The sequence below is a fragment of the Nocardiopsis sp. Huas11 genome (assembly GCF_003634495.1).
Classification (GTDB): domain Bacteria; phylum Actinomycetota; class Actinomycetes; order Streptosporangiales; family Streptosporangiaceae; genus Nocardiopsis.
Map to the genome: position 1 here is coordinate 2,643,749 of NZ_RBKY01000001.1, position 14,631 is coordinate 2,658,379.

Below are 14,631 nucleotides of genomic sequence, written 5' to 3' on the forward strand. Positions count from 1 at the left end.
CTTGAATTAAAACAGGCCCACTCATTCGCCCACCGTCACGGAAGGCCGCACATGTCCCAGGCCAACGGAGCCGACGGCGCGCCGACCGCGCCCGCCGCGTCCAAACCGACGGCGGTCATCGCCGTCCTGGCGTTCGCCGGCATCACCGTCTCCCTGATGCAGACCGTGATCATCCCGATCGTCCCCCGTCTGCCCGAACTCCTGGGCACCTCCGCCGCGCAGGCCGCCTGGGTCGTCACCGCCACCCTCCTCGCCGGTGCGGTGGCGACCCCCGTGGCCGGCCGGCTCGGTGACATGTACGGCAAGCGCCGCGTGCTGCTGGTCAGCCTGGGCCTGCTCATCGCGGGATCGGTCCTGGCGGCGCTGAGCTCGAGCCTGATGCCCATGGTGGTCGCCCGCGCGCTGCAGGGGCTGGCCGCGGGCGTGATCCCGCTGGGCATCAGCGTCATGCGCGACACCGTCCCGGCCGAGCGGCTCGGCTCGGCGACCGCGGCGATGAGCGCGTCGCTGGGCGTGGGCGGCGCCCTCGGCCTGCCCGCGTCGGCCCTGCTCGTCGAGTACGCCGACTGGCACATGCTCTTCTGGGCGGCGGCCGCCGTCGGCGCGGTCGCCACGGTGCTGGTCCTGGTCGCCGTCCCTGAGTCCTCGGTCCGCAGCGGCGGGCGGTTCGACCTCGTCGGTGCGCTCGGACTGTCGGCGGCCCTGGTGTGCCTGCTGCTGGGCGTGTCCAAGGGAGCCGACTGGGGGTGGACCAGCCCCACGATCCTGGGCCTGTTCGCCGCCGCGGTCGTCGTGCTGTTCGCGTGGGGCGCGTGGGAACTGCGCAGCCCGCGCCCGCTGGTCGACCTGCGCGTCACCGCCCGGCCCCAGGTGCTCATGACCAACGCCGCGTCCCTGGTGTTCGGCTTCTCGATGTTCGCGATGTCGCTGGTCCTGCCGCAGATCCTCCAGCTTCCCGAGGCCACCGGCTACGGCCTGGGCCAGGGCCTGTTCCAGGTCGGTCTGGTGATGGCGCCGTCCGGGCTGGTCATGATGGCCATGGCGCCGGTGTCCTCACGGCTCTCGCGGGCGGCCGGCCCCCGGACGACCCTCATGGCCGGAGCCGTGGTCGTCGCGGTCGGCTACGGCCTGGCCACCGTGCTCACGGCCGCGCCGTGGCAGCTGGTCATCGTGTCGAGCACGATCGGCGCCGGGATCGGACTCGCCTACGGCGCCATGCCCGCGCTGATCATGGCGGCGGTCCCGGTCTCCCAGACGGCGGCGGCCAACAGCCTCAACACCCTGATGCGGGCGGTGGGCACCTCGGTCTCCAGCGCGGTCGCGGGGGTCCTCCTGGCGCACATGACCGTCCCCTTCGCCGGCACCGCGGTGCCCTCCCCGGAGGCCTTCCGCACGGTCCTGGCCGTCGCGGGCGGCGCCGCGGTGGTCGCGCTGGTCGTCGCCGCGTTCATCCCCGGCCGCCGTGCGGCGACCGAGGACTCGGCGCCGGCCGGGGACGGCAGGGAGAAGGAAGCCGCCGCGGGCGTCTGACCGGGACCTCCGCCCGTAGCGGCCGGGCGCGCGGGGGAGTAGCGTCTCTGCTCCCAGGGCGTCCGCTCCGCCGTGGTCCACCCCCAGCCCACGGACGGATCATGCGATGACGAACTTCCCGCCCCAGTTCAACGCCCAGCGGCCGCGTACCGGCATGACCCCGTCCCAGATCGTCGGCGTCGGCTGTGCCGGCTGCCTCGGCGTCGGCGTCCTGCTGGTGCTGTTCACCGGCTGCGTGTCGATGCTCTCCGAGGGCTCGGGCGGCGGCGCCCCGTCCGCGGTCGCCACGGTCACCGTCACCGAGCGGGTGACCGAGGAGGCCGAGACCCTCGCCACGGAGACGGTCGCGGCGACCGAGGAGGTGGAGGTGGAAGTGGAGGTGACGGTCACCGAGACGGAGACCGTCACGGCCGAGCCGGAGACCACGGGAGGGGGATCCGGCACCGGTGGCGGCTCCGACGGCGGGGGCGCGAGCACGTACTACGACAACTGCACCGCCGCCCGTGCCGCGGGGGCGGCCCCGGTCCGCGAGGGCGACCCGGGCTACGGCGCCCACCTGGACCGCGACGGCGACGGCGTCGGCTGCGAGTAGATCCACCGGCGGCCCGGGCGGCTCGGGGCCACGAAGCCCTCGGGCCGCGGCCGCGGCGGCACGGGATCCAGGCGTGTCGGCGCGACGGCGCCTTGGTACCCTGCCGGAGCCAGTCGTGCCACACCAGTGGTCAGGGAATCCGGTGCGAATCCGGAACTGACGCGCAGCGGTGAGGGGGACGGGCGGGGTACTTTGCGCCACTGGGGCGAGGCCGCGGCGACCACGGAGTCGACACGGAACCGACCTGGGAAGGCATCCCGTCCGGAGGAACCCGAGTCCGAAGACCTGCTGGCCCCTCCGCGTCGAGTGCGCGGGGGCGACTCCATGCCAGGCTCCGCGTTCGAGCCCCGACATCCAAGGCATACCCCATGCTGCGTTCCGCGCTCCGGCCCCTCGCCCTCCTCCTCGCGCCGTCCCTCCTCCTGACCGCCTGCGGCCCGTCCGCGGGCGAACAGGCGGCTGGCTCCGGCTCCGGCGACACCACGACGATCGACAACTGCGGGCACGAGGTGAGTGTCCAGGCCCCGCCCGAACGCGTGGTCTCCCTCAACCAGGGCACCACCGAGATCCTGCTCTCCCTCGGCCTGGAGGACCGCGTCGTCGGCACGGCCACCTGGACCGACCCGATCATGGAGGGCCTGGAGGAGGCCAACGAGGGCGTCCCCCGGCTCGCCGACGACAACCCCTCCTTCGAGGCGGTGCTCGACGCCGAACCGGACTTCGTGACCGCCTCCTTCGTCTCCACGCTCGGCACCGGCGGCGTCGCCACCCGCGAACAGTTCGAGGAACTGGGCGTGCCCACCTACGTCTCCCCGACCGACTGCGGCACCGGCAAGGACAACGAGAGCGGGGGCGACGGCTCCCGCAGCGAACCCCTCACCCTCGACGCGGTCTACGGCGAGATCCACGACCTCGCGCGCGTCTTCGGGGTCGAGGAGCGCGGAGACGCGCTCGTCGCCGAGCTGGAGGGGCGCGTGGACGCGGCGACCGCGGACCTGGACGCCTCCGACACCTCCCTCATGTACTGGTTCTCCGACTCGCGGTCGCCCTACCTCGCCGGGTGCTGCGGCGCCCCCGGCGCCATCACGCGGGCGGTCGGTGCGCAGAACGCGTTCGACGACACCCACGACGAGTGGCCGCAGATCAACTGGGAGACCGTGGCCGACCGCGACCCCGACGTCATCGTGCTCGGCGACCTGACCCGCGAGGCCCAGACGGCGGAGTCCGCCGAGGCCAAGATCGAGTTCCTGGAGTCCGACCCGGCCACCCGCAACCTCACCGCGGTCCGGGAGGGCCGGTACATCCTGCTCAGCGGCCAGGCCATGAATCCCTCGATCCGCACGGTCGAGGGGATCGAGCACGTCGCCGCCGGTCTGCGGGACCTCGGGTTCACCCAGTGAGCGCGGCGCGTTCGGCGCTGCTCACCCTCGGCGGACTCGCCGTCCTCGCGGCCTCGGTCGCGGTCGCCGTGACCATCGGTCCCGCGGACATCACCACGGCCGACGTCTGGCGCTCGGCGGCCGCGCGGCTGGGGCTGGGCGACAGCGGCCTCACGCCCCTGCGCGAGGGCATCGTGTGGAACCTGCGGATGCCCCGCACCCTGCTGGCCGCGGTGTGCGGCGCCGGGCTCGCGCTGTGCGGCGCCGTCATGCAGTCCCTGCTGCGCAACCCGCTGGCCGACCCCTTCGTGCTGGGGGTGTCCTCGGGCGCCTCCACCGGGGCGGTGCTCGTGATCGTGCTCGGATGGGGCGGCGGCGTGGTGTCGCTGTCGGTCGGTGCCTTCGCCGGGGCCGTGCTCTCCTTCGCGATGGTGGTCGTGCTGGCCCAGACCCTCGGACCGACCATGGACCGGGTGGTGCTGTCGGGGATCGCGGCCATGCAGCTGTTCGGGGCGCTGACCTCCTTCATCGTGCTCACCTTCGCGGACGCCGAGACGACCCGGGGCGTGCTGTTCTGGCTGCTGGGCTCGCTCAGCGGCGCCGGATGGACGGACGTGGCCCTGTGCGCGGCGGTGCTGGTCGTGGCGCTCGCCGTCTGCTCGGCGCACACCACCACCCTGGACGCCTTCGCCTTCGGCGAGGAGGCCGCGGCGAGCCTGGGCGTGCGGGTGGCCCGGGTCCGCCTGCTGCTCCTGACCGTCACCGCCCTGCTCACCGCGGCCCTGGTCAGCTCGGCCGGGGCGATCGGCTTCGTGGGACTGGTCCTGCCGCACGCCGCCCGCGCGCTCACCGGGTCGGGCCACGCGCGGCTGCTGCCCGTGACGGCGCTCGCCGGCGCCGTCTTCCTCGTGTGGGTGGACACCGCGGCGCGCACCCTCCTGGACCCCAAGGAGATCCCGGTGGGCGTGATGACCTCGCTCATCGGCGTGCCCGTCTTCATCGCCGTGCTGTACCGAGTCAGGAGGACGACATGACCGACTCCGAACCGGCCGTGGCCGACCGCGCCGCCCCGGCGGGCCACCCGGAGGCGGGGCTGCGCGCCGAACGCGTGAGCCGGCTCATCGGCGGCCGGCTGATCCTCGACGGCGTCACCCTCGCCCCCCGCGCCGGGGAGACCATCGGCCTGCTCGGCCCCAACGGCTCCGGGAAGTCGACGCTGCTGCGACTGCTCTGCGGCGTCCTCGCGCCCTCCGCGGGCGTGGTCACCCTGGACGGGCACCCGCTCGTGCGGACCGCGCGCCGGGCGGCGGCGCGGCGCGTGGCCGCCGTCGAGCAGAACGCGCACACTCAGACCGAACTGACGGTCCGCGACGTCGTGGCCCTGGGCCGGATCCCGCACCGTCGCGCCTGGACGCCCATGTCCGCCGCCGACCTGGACGCCGTGTCGGCGGCCCTGGACCGCGCCGGTCTGGCGGAGCTGGCCGACCGGTCCTGGCACACGCTCTCGGGCGGGGAGCGCCAGCGCGCCCAGATCGCCCGCGCCCTGGCGCAGGAGCCGACGGAGCTGCTGCTCGACGAGCCGACCAACCATCTCGACATCCAGTACCAGCTCGACCTGATGGAACTGGTCGCGGGACTGCCGGTCACCACCGTGATCGCCATGCACGACCTCAACCTGGCCGCCATGTACTGCGACCGGCTCGTGGTGCTGCGTGGCGGGCTGGTCGTGGCCGGGGGCACACCGGACGCGGTGCTGACCCCGTCCCTCATCGGGGAGGTCTACGGCGTGCGCGCCGAGGTCGACGCGGGCCAGGGGCATCCGGTCATCCGCTTCCTGCGCGCCCCCGCTGGAACAGGCAGGGAAGTGTCCGACTGAGATGGGAGACTCTTGCTCGGCGTGCAGGAACCCGATGCGGTTCCGAGGTGGTTCCGCCACTGTAAGTCCCCTGGGGGATGCGCCAGACACCAGCTACGAGCAATCCGACCGCCGACGGGGCGAGAACCCCCGAGGGAGGATTCCGGCCGTAACGGGATCTCCCGCCGGAAGGCGGGGGCTTTCAACCCGTGGGGTTGAGCGCCGCCGTTACCAGACCCAGCCATCACCCAGAAGTGAGGTGACCTTGATGGCTACGTTCCGTACAGGGCTGAAGACCCACCAGGCCGTGCTTCCTCAGCGGCCTGCTCTGGAATCCGCGCCAGCAGACACTCCCCGGGTCGGGAACGAAACGGGGCGCGGAGACCACACCGGCGGTGTGGTACCCGGTCCGGGACATGGTCGAGGGGAGACCGGTACCGCCTCACCTGGCGGTTCCGGCGTCACCCCCGAGCCCTTTGGGGCCGGGGAGCAGGGCCGTGAGGCCCACACCGTTGAACAGGTCCACCCGTTCGTGTTCGTCCTCGACAGACACGGCACACCCCTGCAATCCTGCCCGCCCGCAAGGGCCCGCCAACTCCTGGCCAGAGGACGCGCTGTTGTCCACCGCCGCACCCCGTTCGTGATCCGGCTCAAGGACCGCACCGCCGCCGACTCCGAGGTCGACGGAGTCGAGGTCGGGATCGATCCCGGTTCCAAGCACACCGGCATCGTCGTGTTCACCCAGCAAGCAGGAGAACGCCGGGGCCGGTACGCGGTCCAGCTCGACCACCGGGGATCCCAGATCCGTAAGAAGCTCGCCCAGCGGTCCGGCTACCGCAGGCGCCGCCGGTCGGCGAACCTGCGCTACCGACCGCCCCGGTTCGACAACCGCACCCGCCCCACAGGGTGGCCGGCGCCCAGCCTGCGGCACCGGGTGGAGACCCCGGTTTCGTGGGTGGACCGGCTGTGCCGGTGGGCGCCCGTGCGGGCGGTCCATGTGGAGCGGGTGGCGTTCGACACCCACGCTCTCTCGGCCGGGCGACCGTTGGAGGGGGCCGAGTACCAGCAGGGCACGTTGCGCGGTTACGAGGTTCGCGAGTACCTGCTGGCCAAGTTCGACCGTACCTGCGCCTACTGCGGTACCACCGGTGTACCGCTCAATATCGACCACGTCCGCCCTCGTTCTCGGGGCGGCTCGGACCGGGTCTCCAACCTGGTGCCTGCCTGCATCGGCTGCAACCAGACCAAGGGCAACCGCCCCATGGAGGAGTTCGTCACCAACCCGAAAACCCTCGCCCAGATCAGGGCGCGGACCAAGGCCCCGATGCGGAACGCCGCCGCTGCCAACGCCACCCGGTGGGCGCTGTGGCGGGCTCTCGATGCCCGTATCCCCACCCATGTCGGCTCGGGTGGGCGGACGAAGTGGAACCGTATCCGCAACCGGCTGCCCAAGTCCCACACTCTCGACGCCGTGGCTGTCGGCAAGGTCGACACGATCACCGAGACCGTTGGCATGATCCTGGCCGTGGGATGCTCTGGGCGCGGCTCCTACGCCAGGACCCGCCCCGACAGGAACGGCTTCCCCCGTTTGGGGCTGCCCCGAACCAAGCACTTCTTCGGTTTCGCCACCGGCGACCTGGTCCGTGCCGTGGTCCCGAAAGGCAAGTGGGTCGGGACCCACACCGGAAGGGTGGCGGTGCGTTCGACCGGCAGGCACACCGTCACCACCGTGTGCGGTCCGGTCAGTACGTCGTACAAGAACCTGAGGCTCCTGCAGCGGGCCGACGGCTACGCCTACACCATGAAGAAGGAGGCAGGGGCTCCTTCCCCGGCCTGAGGGCCTGGGTACGCGCTCCAAGAATCTGATGACGGTACGGATCGCTCTGCTGTCCACGTCCGACACCGACCTGCTCTCCGCGCGCGCCAGCGGCGCCGACTACGCGTGGGCCAATCCGTCCCGCGCCTCCGACACCGAGCTCACCGGCGCCGTCGAGGGCGCCGACCTCGTGGTGGTGCGCCTGCTCGGCTCACCGCACGACCTGTGGCCGGGCCTGGCCGCCGTCCGCGAGCGGGGCACGCCCCTGGTCGTGCTCAGCGGGGAACAGCAGCCCAGCGCCGAACTGATGGAGCACTCCACCGTCCCCATCGGCCTGGCGGCCGACGCCCACCGCTACCTCGCCCAGGGCGGGCCCGCCAACCTCGGACGGCTGCACGCCTTCCTGTCCGACACCGTGCTGCTGACCGGCGAGGGCTTCGACCCGCCCGCGCCCGTCCCGCAGTGGGGCCTCGCCGAGCGGGCCGTGCCGGACGACGCGTCGCTGCCCCGGGTCGGCATCCTCTACTACCGGGCGCACGAGGCCGGCGGCAACACCGCGTTCGCGCACGCCCTGGCCGACGCCGTCGACGCGACCGGGCAGGCCGTGGGCGTGCCCGTCTTCGCCGGGTCGCTGCGCTCGGCGCCCGACGAGCTCTACGACGCGCTCCGCGCGTTCGACGTCCTGATCGTCACCGTCCTGGCGGCCGGCGGCAGCGTGCCCGCCTCCGCGTCCGCCGGCGGCGACGACGAGGCGTGGGACGTGGAGCGGATGGCGGCTCTGGACGTCCCCGTGCTCCAGGGGCTGTGCCTGACCAGCTCGCGCGCCGAATGGGAGGCCTCCGACGACGGCGTCACCCCGCTCGACTCGGCGAGCCAGATCGCCATCCCGGAGTTCGACGGCCGGATCATCACCGTGCCGTTCTCCTTCAAGGAGATCGACCGCGACGGCCTGCCCCGGTACGTCGCCGATCCGGAGCGCTGCACCCGCCTGGCCGGGATCGCGGTCGCCCACGCCCGGCTGCGGCACGTGCCCCCCGCGGAGAAGCGGATCGCGGTCGTGCTGTCGGCCTACCCCACCAAGCACTCCCGCATCGGCAACGCCGTCGGCCTCGACACCCCCCGTTCGCTGGTGCGCCTGCTGCGCCGGCTGCGCGACGAGGGCCACGACCTCGGCGAGCCCGGCGACCTGCCCGGACTCGACCTGGCCGACGACACCGAGGCCGGCGACGCGCTGATCCACGCCCTGATCGCGGCGGGCGGCCAGGACGAGGACTGGCTGACCTCCGTCCAACTGACCGACGCCCAGGTCCGGATCACGCCCGAGCAGTACGCCGCCTGGACCGCGGACCTGCCCGCGCCCCTGAAGGACGCGATGACCGAGGCGTGGGGGCCCGCTCCGGGCCGCCTGTACGTCAACGACGAGGGCGAACTCGTCCTCGCCGCGCTGCGCGCCGGCAACGTCGTCGTCCTCGTCCAGCCGCCGCGCGGCTTCGGCGAGAACCCCATCGCGATCTACCACGACCCCGACCTGCCGCCGAGCCACCACTACCTGGCCGCCTACCGCTGGCTGGAGCACGGCTTCGGCGCCCACGCCGTCGTGCACCTGGGCAAGCACGGTTCCCTGGAGTGGCTGCCCGGGAAGAACGCCGCCCTGTCGGCGTCCTGCGCCACCGACGCCGTGCTCGGCGGCCTGCCGCTCGTCTACCCGTTCCTGGTCAACGACCCGGGCGAGGGCGCCCAGGCCAAGCGCCGCGCCCACGCCACGGTCATCGACCACCTCATCCCGCCGATGGCCCGCGCGGAGAGCTACGGCGACATCGCGCGCTTGGAGCAACTGCTCGACGAGCACGCCAACATCGCGGCCATGGACCCGGCCAAGCTGCCCGCGGTCCGCGGCGAGATCTGGGCCCTGATGCGCGCGGCGGAGCTGCACCGCGACCTGGGCCTGGAGGAGCGCCCCGACGACGAGGAGTTCGACGACTTCCTGCTCCACGTCGACGGCTGGCTGTGCGAGATCAAGGACGCGCAGATCCGCGACGGCCTGCACGTCCTCGGCGAGGCCCCGGCCGGCGAGGCCCGGGTCAACCTGGTCCTGGCCGTCCTGCGCGCCGCCCAGGTCTGGGGAGGTGTGGGGGCCGCGGTGCCCGGGCTGCGGTCCGCGCTCGGCCTCAAGGAGGACGCGCCGGCCCGCGAGGTCGACGAGGTGGAGGCCGCCGCCCGCGCCCTCGTCGAACGGATGGAGGCCGCGGACTGGGACCCGGCCGCCGCGGCCGGTCTGCACGACGACCCCGAGGTGCGCGCCGTCCTGGAGTTCGCCGCCACCCAGGTGGTGCCCCGGCTGGGCCGCACCACCGACGAACTCGACCACACCGTCCACGCCCTGACCGGCGGCTTCGTCCCGGCGGGCCCCTCCGGGTCCCCGCTGCGCGGCCTGGTCAACGTGCTCCCGACCGGCCGCAACTTCTACACCGTCGACCCCCGCGCCGTCCCCTCCCGGCTCGCCTGGCAGACCGGTCAGGCGATGGCCGACTCCCTGCTGCGCCGCCACCTGGAGGAGACCGGCACCTACCCGGAGTCGGTGGGCCTGTCGGTGTGGGGCACCTCGGCGATGCGCACGTCCGGCGACGACATCGCCGAGGTCCTGGCGCTGCTCGGCGTCCGCCCGGAGTGGGACGAGGCCTCGCGCCGGGTCGCCAAGCTCGACGTGGTCCCGCTGGAGGAGCTGGGCCGCCCGCGCGTGGACGTCACCGTCCGCATCTCCGGCTTCTTCCGGGACGCCTTTCCCCACGTCGTCGCGATGCTGGACGACGCCGTGCGCCTGGTCGCCGACCTCGACGAGCCCGAGGACCAGAACTTCGTGCGCGCCCACACCCGCGCCGACCTGGAGGAGCACGGCGACCACCGCCGCGCCACCACCCGGGTGTTCGGCTCCGCGCCGGGCTCCTACGGCGCGGGCATCCTCCAACTCGTGGAGTCCGGCACCTGGCGCGACGACAACGACCTCGCCGAGGTCTACACGGCCTGGGGCGGCTTCGCCTACGGGCGCGGCCTCGACGGCGCCCCCGCCGCCGACGACATGCGCGCCAACTACCGCCGGATCAAGGTCGCCGCGAAGAACGTCGACAGCGCCGAGCACGACATCGCCGACTCCGACGACTACTTCCAGTACCACGGCGGCATGATCGCCACCGTCCGCGCCCTGACCGGCACCGACCCCCGTGCCTACGTCGGCGACTCCACCTCGCCCGACGCGATCCGCACCCGCACCCTCACCGAGGAGACCGCCCGCGTGTTCCGGGCGCGGGTGGTCAACCCGCGCTGGATCTCCGCGATGCGCCGCCACGGCTACAAGGGCGCGTTCGAGCTGGCCGCCACCGTCGACTACCTCTTCGGCTTCGACGCCACGGCCGGGGTCGTCCACGACTGGATGTACGAGAAGCTCGCGGCCGAGTACGTGATGGACGAGGAGACCCAGGCGTTCCTGCGCCGGTCGAACCCGTGGGCGCTGCACGGCATCGTCGAGCGGCTGCACGAGGCCGCCCGGCGCGGGCTGTGGGCCGAACCGGACCAGGCCACGCTCGACGCCCTCACGGAGGTCTACCTGGAGGTCGAGGGCGACCTGGAGGACCGGGCCGAATGAGGGTGCGGATCCTGGGCATCGGGATGGGGCCGCGGCACCTCACCAGTGAGGTCGCCGAGGCCCTGCGCGGCTGCGACTACTCGGTGGCCGCGCGCAAGCGCGACGACGACGGGCTGCTCGCCCTGCGCCGGGCGGTCTGCGACGCCCACGGGGTGCCGCTGGTCGCCGTGCCCGACCCCGAACGCGACCGCAACGACCCGGCGGACTACCCGGCGGCCGTCGGCTCCTGGCACGAGGCCCGGGTCGCGGCCTACGAGGAGGTGCTCGGCGCGCGCGGGGGCACGGCGGCGTTCCTGGTCTGGGGCGATCCGTCCCTGTACGACTCCACACTGCGGATCGTGGAGCGGATCGCCGCGCGCGGCGTCGTCCCGGTGGAGTACGACGTGCTCCCCGGTGTCGCCGCGCCCCAGCTCCTGGCCGCGCGGCACCGCGTCGTCCTGCACGAGGTGGGACGCCCGGTGCACGTCACCCCGGCGCGCCGACTGCCCGAGGCCGTCGCGGCCGGGCAGGACAACATCGTCGTCATGCTCGGCGGCAGGCCCGGATTCGAGGGCCTGGAGCAGTGGTCGGTGTGGTGGGGCGCCAACCTGGGCACCGACACCGAGGAACTGGTGGCCGGCCGGGTCGGCGACGTGCTCCCCGCCATCGAGGCGGCCCGGGCCCGCGCCCGCGAGCGCGCCGGATGGGTGATGGACACCGCGCTGCTACGGAGGACCGGGTGAGGGCGGGGCTGCTGGTCGCCGGGACCACGTCCGACGCGGGCAAGAGCGTCGTGACCACCGCCCTGTGCAGGGCGTTCGCGCGCCGCGGCCTGCGGGTGGCGCCGTACAAGGCGCAGAACATGTCGAACAACTCCATGGTCTGCGAGGGCCCCGACAGCCGCATGGCGGAGATCGGCCGCGCTCAGTGGGTGCAGGCGGTGGCCGCCCGCGCCACCCCGGAGCCCGCGATGAACCCCGTCCTGCTGAAACCGGGCACCGACCGGCGCAGCCACGTCGTCCTGCTCGGCCATCCCGCCGGAGACGTCTCCTCCGCGAACTGGGAGGAAGGGCGCCGCCACCTCGCCGAGGCCGCGCACGCCGCCTTCGACGACCTGGCCGGCCGCTACGACCTCGTCGTCGCCGAAGGCGCGGGCAGCCCGGCCGAGATCAACCTCCGCGCGGGCGACTACGTCAACATGGGCCTGGCCCGCCACGCGGACCTGCCCGTCCTGGTGGTCGGCGACATCGACCGCGGTGGCGTGTTCGCGGCGTTCTACGGAACGGTGGGCCTGCTGGAACCCGCCGACCAGGCACTCGTCGCGGGCTTCGTGGTCAACAAGTTCCGCGGGGACATCGGCCTGCTCGCGCCCGGCCTGGCCGACCTCGAACGGCTCACCGGCCGCCGGGTGTACGGCACCCTGCCGTGGGATCCCGGGCTCTGGCTCGACTCGGAGGACGCCCTCGACCTGGAGGGGCGGCGCTCCCCGGGCACCGGACGCCGCGTGGCGGTCGTGCGGCTGCCCCGGATCAGCAACTTCACCGACGTGGACGCCCTCGGCCTGGAGCCCGGGCTCGACGTCGTCTTCGCCTCCGGTCCGCGCGACCTCGCCGACGCCGACCTGGTCGTGCTGCCCGGAACCCGGTCCACCCTCGCCGACCTGGCCTGGCTGCGCTCCCGGGGCCTGGACCGGGCGATCACCGAGCACGCCCGCCGCGGGCGGCCCGTGCTCGGTATCTGCGGCGGCTTCCAGATGCTCGGGCGCGTGATCGCCGACCCGGACGGGATCGAGGCCGAGCCCACGCGCGCGGACGGACTGGGCCTGCTCGACGTCCGGACCGACTTCACGGCCGAGAAGACCCTGCGGCTACCGACCGGCACCGGGCTGGGCGCGCCGGCGCACGGCTACGAGATCCACCATGGACGGGTCACCCCGGAGGAGTTCCTGGTCCGGGAGGGCAACGTCTTCGGCACGATGTGGCACGGCAGTCTGGAGGGCGACGCCTTCCGTTCGGCCTTCCTCGCCGAGACCCTGGGCCTCGAACCGTCGGGAACGCGCTTCGCCGACGCCCGTGAACGCCGTCTGGACCTGCTCGCCGACCTCGTGGAGGAGCACGTCGACGTCGACGCTCTGCTCACCCTCGCCCGCGAGGGCGCTCCCGCGCACCTGCCGTCGCTCGCCCCGGGCGGTGCCCGCCCGTCACCCGCCACCGCCCCGGGGCCGCTGCGCGGTGGGGTGGGACACCCTCAAGGGACGCCTTCGGCGCAGTCGTCTTCTGTGAGGCTGTTGCTCCTCGGGGGTACGTCCGAGGCCCGTGAACTCGCCGCCCTGCTGGTCGAAGCCGGCGTGGACGTGACCACGTCACTGGCCGGACGGGTCGCCCGGCCCCGCCTGCCGGTGGGCGGGATCCGCATCGGCGGTTTCGGCGGAGTCCCCGGCCTGAGGGCGGCACTCGCCGACTACGACGCGGTGGTGGACGCCACGCACCCCTTCGCCCTGGGCATGACCGCCAACGCGGCGGCCGCCTGCACGGACGTGCCCCTGCTGCGCCTGGAACGCCCGGGCTGGGACCCCGACCCGTCCTGGCGATACGTCGACACCCACGAGGAGGCCGCGGCCACCGCCGCGGCGCTGGGCACGCGCCCGTTCCTCACCGTCGGCCGCCAGGAACTCGCCCGCTTCGTCCCCGCCCTCGACCGGCACGAGGCCCTCGTCCGCGTGGTGGACGCCCCCGACCTCGTGCTGCCCTCCGCCTGGCGGCTGCTCACCAGCCGGGGGCCCTACTCCCTGGAGGGCGAACTCGACCTCCTGCGGGAGCACCGCGCCGACGTCCTGGTCACCAAGGACTCCGGCGGTACCTACACCTGGCCCAAGATGGCGGCGGCCCGGGAGCTCGACGTCCCGATCGTGGTGGTCCGCCGTCCCCCGGGTCCCGCCGGTGTCCCCACCGTCCACGACGTGGCGGCGGCCTTCGACTGGGTGAGCGCCCTGATCGAGGGGGATCGACGGGGCGCCTGAGCGTCCCGTGGAGGGGCGACCGGTCGGCGGCGTCCTTCCACGGGCGGCCACGAGCTCAGGAGATCTTCCGGCGGTAGGTGGCCATCGCGAAGGCGTAGGCGACGACGAGGATGCCCACGCACCAGGCCAGGGCGGTCCAGACGTCGTCTCCCGCCGGCTGCCCGGACAGCAGGCCGCGGATCGTGTTGACGATGGAGGTCACCGGCTGGTGCTCGGCGAACCAGCGCACCGGGCCGGGCATGGTCTCGGTGGGGACGAACGCCGAGCTCAGGAACGGCAGGAAGATGAGCGGGTAGGAGAAGGCGCTCGCGCCCTCCACCGAGGTCGCCGTGAGGCCGGGGATGACGGCGATCCAGGTCAGCGCCAGGGTGAACAGGATCAGGATGCCGGCGACCGCGAGCCACTCCGTCACTCCGGCCTGCGAACGGAAGCCCATGATCAGGGCCACGCCCACGACGATCACGAGTGAGATGACGTTGGCGACGAGCGAGGTCAGCACGTGCGCCCACAGCACCCCCGACCGGGCGATCGGCATGGACTGGAAGCGCTCGAAGATCCCGACCTGCATGTCCGTGTAGAGCCGGAACGCGGTGTAGGCGATGCCCGAGGCGATGGTGATGAGCAGGATGCCGGGCAGCATGTAGTTCACATAGGAGCCCGATCCGGTGTCGATGGCGCCGCCGAACACGTAGACGAACATCAGCATCATGGCGATCGGCATGAGCGCGGTCGTGATGATGGTGTCCGGACTGCGCGTGACGTGGCGCATCGTCCGCCCGGTGAGGGTGGCGATGTCTTCGAAGAAGTGCGTGGTCATCGTG

At 73.3% G+C, this 14,631-nt stretch carries 10 protein-coding genes, 1 pseudogene and 1 riboswitch; of the genes and pseudogenes, 10 read left to right on the forward strand and 1 reads right to left on the reverse strand.

Annotation, left to right across the window (positions count from 1 at the left end; translation table 11 throughout):
• Positions 1 to 51 precede the first annotated feature (51 nt).
• From DFP74_RS11885 to DFP74_RS33865, 10 genes and pseudogenes are all read left to right on the forward strand, one after another.
• Positions 52 to 1,530: an MFS transporter gene (locus DFP74_RS11885; RefSeq protein ID WP_121181752.1), complete on the forward strand. Its 1,479-nt coding sequence runs from the start codon at positions 52 to 54 to the stop codon at positions 1,528 to 1,530.
• 106 nt (positions 1,531 to 1,636) lie between these two features.
• Positions 1,637 to 2,122 (forward strand): excalibur calcium-binding domain-containing protein, encoded by a 486-nt coding sequence (locus DFP74_RS11890; protein ID WP_199725616.1) that lies wholly within the window; start codon positions 1,637 to 1,639, stop codon positions 2,120 to 2,122.
• A 93-nt stretch (positions 2,123 to 2,215) separates the two neighbouring features.
• Positions 2,216 to 2,430: riboswitch (cobalamin riboswitch) on the forward strand.
• 60 nt (positions 2,431 to 2,490) lie between these two features.
• Positions 2,491 to 3,522 (forward strand): ABC transporter substrate-binding protein, encoded by a 1,032-nt coding sequence (locus tag DFP74_RS11895; RefSeq protein ID WP_121181753.1) that lies wholly within the window; start codon positions 2,491 to 2,493, stop codon positions 3,520 to 3,522.
• Positions 3,519 to 4,535 carry an iron ABC transporter permease gene (locus DFP74_RS11900; protein ID WP_121181754.1) on the forward strand — a complete coding sequence of 339 codons (1,017 nt, stop codon included), beginning with the start codon at positions 3,519 to 3,521 and terminating at the stop codon, positions 4,533 to 4,535. The genes DFP74_RS11895 and DFP74_RS11900 overlap by 4 nt, the downstream gene beginning before the upstream one ends.
• Positions 4,532 to 5,377 (forward strand): ABC transporter ATP-binding protein, encoded by an 846-nt coding sequence (locus DFP74_RS11905; protein ID WP_121181755.1) that lies wholly within the window; start codon positions 4,532 to 4,534, stop codon positions 5,375 to 5,377. Before DFP74_RS11900 ends, DFP74_RS11905 begins: the two co-directional genes overlap by 4 nt.
• Before the next feature lie 511 nt (positions 5,378 to 5,888).
• The gene (iscB, locus tag DFP74_RS11910) at positions 5,889 to 7,193 is read left to right on the forward strand and encodes an RNA-guided endonuclease IscB (RefSeq protein ID WP_121181756.1); all 1,305 of its coding nucleotides are present in this window, start codon (positions 5,889 to 5,891) and stop codon (positions 7,191 to 7,193) included.
• 28 nt (positions 7,194 to 7,221) lie between these two features.
• The gene (cobN, locus tag DFP74_RS11915; protein WP_121181757.1) at positions 7,222 to 10,812 is read left to right on the forward strand and encodes a cobaltochelatase subunit CobN; all 3,591 of its coding nucleotides are present in this window, start codon (positions 7,222 to 7,224) and stop codon (positions 10,810 to 10,812) included.
• A complete protein-coding gene (gene cobF / locus DFP74_RS11920) occupies positions 10,809 to 11,534 on the forward strand; it encodes a precorrin-6A synthase (deacetylating) (protein ID WP_121188195.1) in 726 nt (241 codons plus the stop codon). The genes cobN and cobF overlap by 4 nt, the downstream gene beginning before the upstream one ends.
• Positions 11,495 to 12,988 (forward strand): annotated as a pseudogene (locus DFP74_RS33860) (cobyric acid synthase); the annotation flags it as partial. The gene cobF and the pseudogene DFP74_RS33860, both read left to right, overlap by 40 nt.
• 81 nt (positions 12,989 to 13,069) lie before the next feature.
• Positions 13,070 to 13,810: a cobalt-precorrin-6A reductase gene (locus DFP74_RS33865; protein WP_199725888.1), complete on the forward strand. Its 741-nt coding sequence runs from the start codon at positions 13,070 to 13,072 to the stop codon at positions 13,808 to 13,810.
• A gap of 55 nt (positions 13,811 to 13,865) precedes the next feature.
• On the opposite strand, the gene DFP74_RS11930 is transcribed toward DFP74_RS33865, so the two are convergent.
• Positions 13,866 to 14,627: an ABC transporter permease gene (locus DFP74_RS11930; RefSeq protein WP_121181758.1), complete on the reverse strand. Its 762-nt coding sequence runs from the start codon at positions 14,625 to 14,627 to the stop codon at positions 13,866 to 13,868.
• Positions 14,628 to 14,631: the final 4 nt, after the last annotated feature.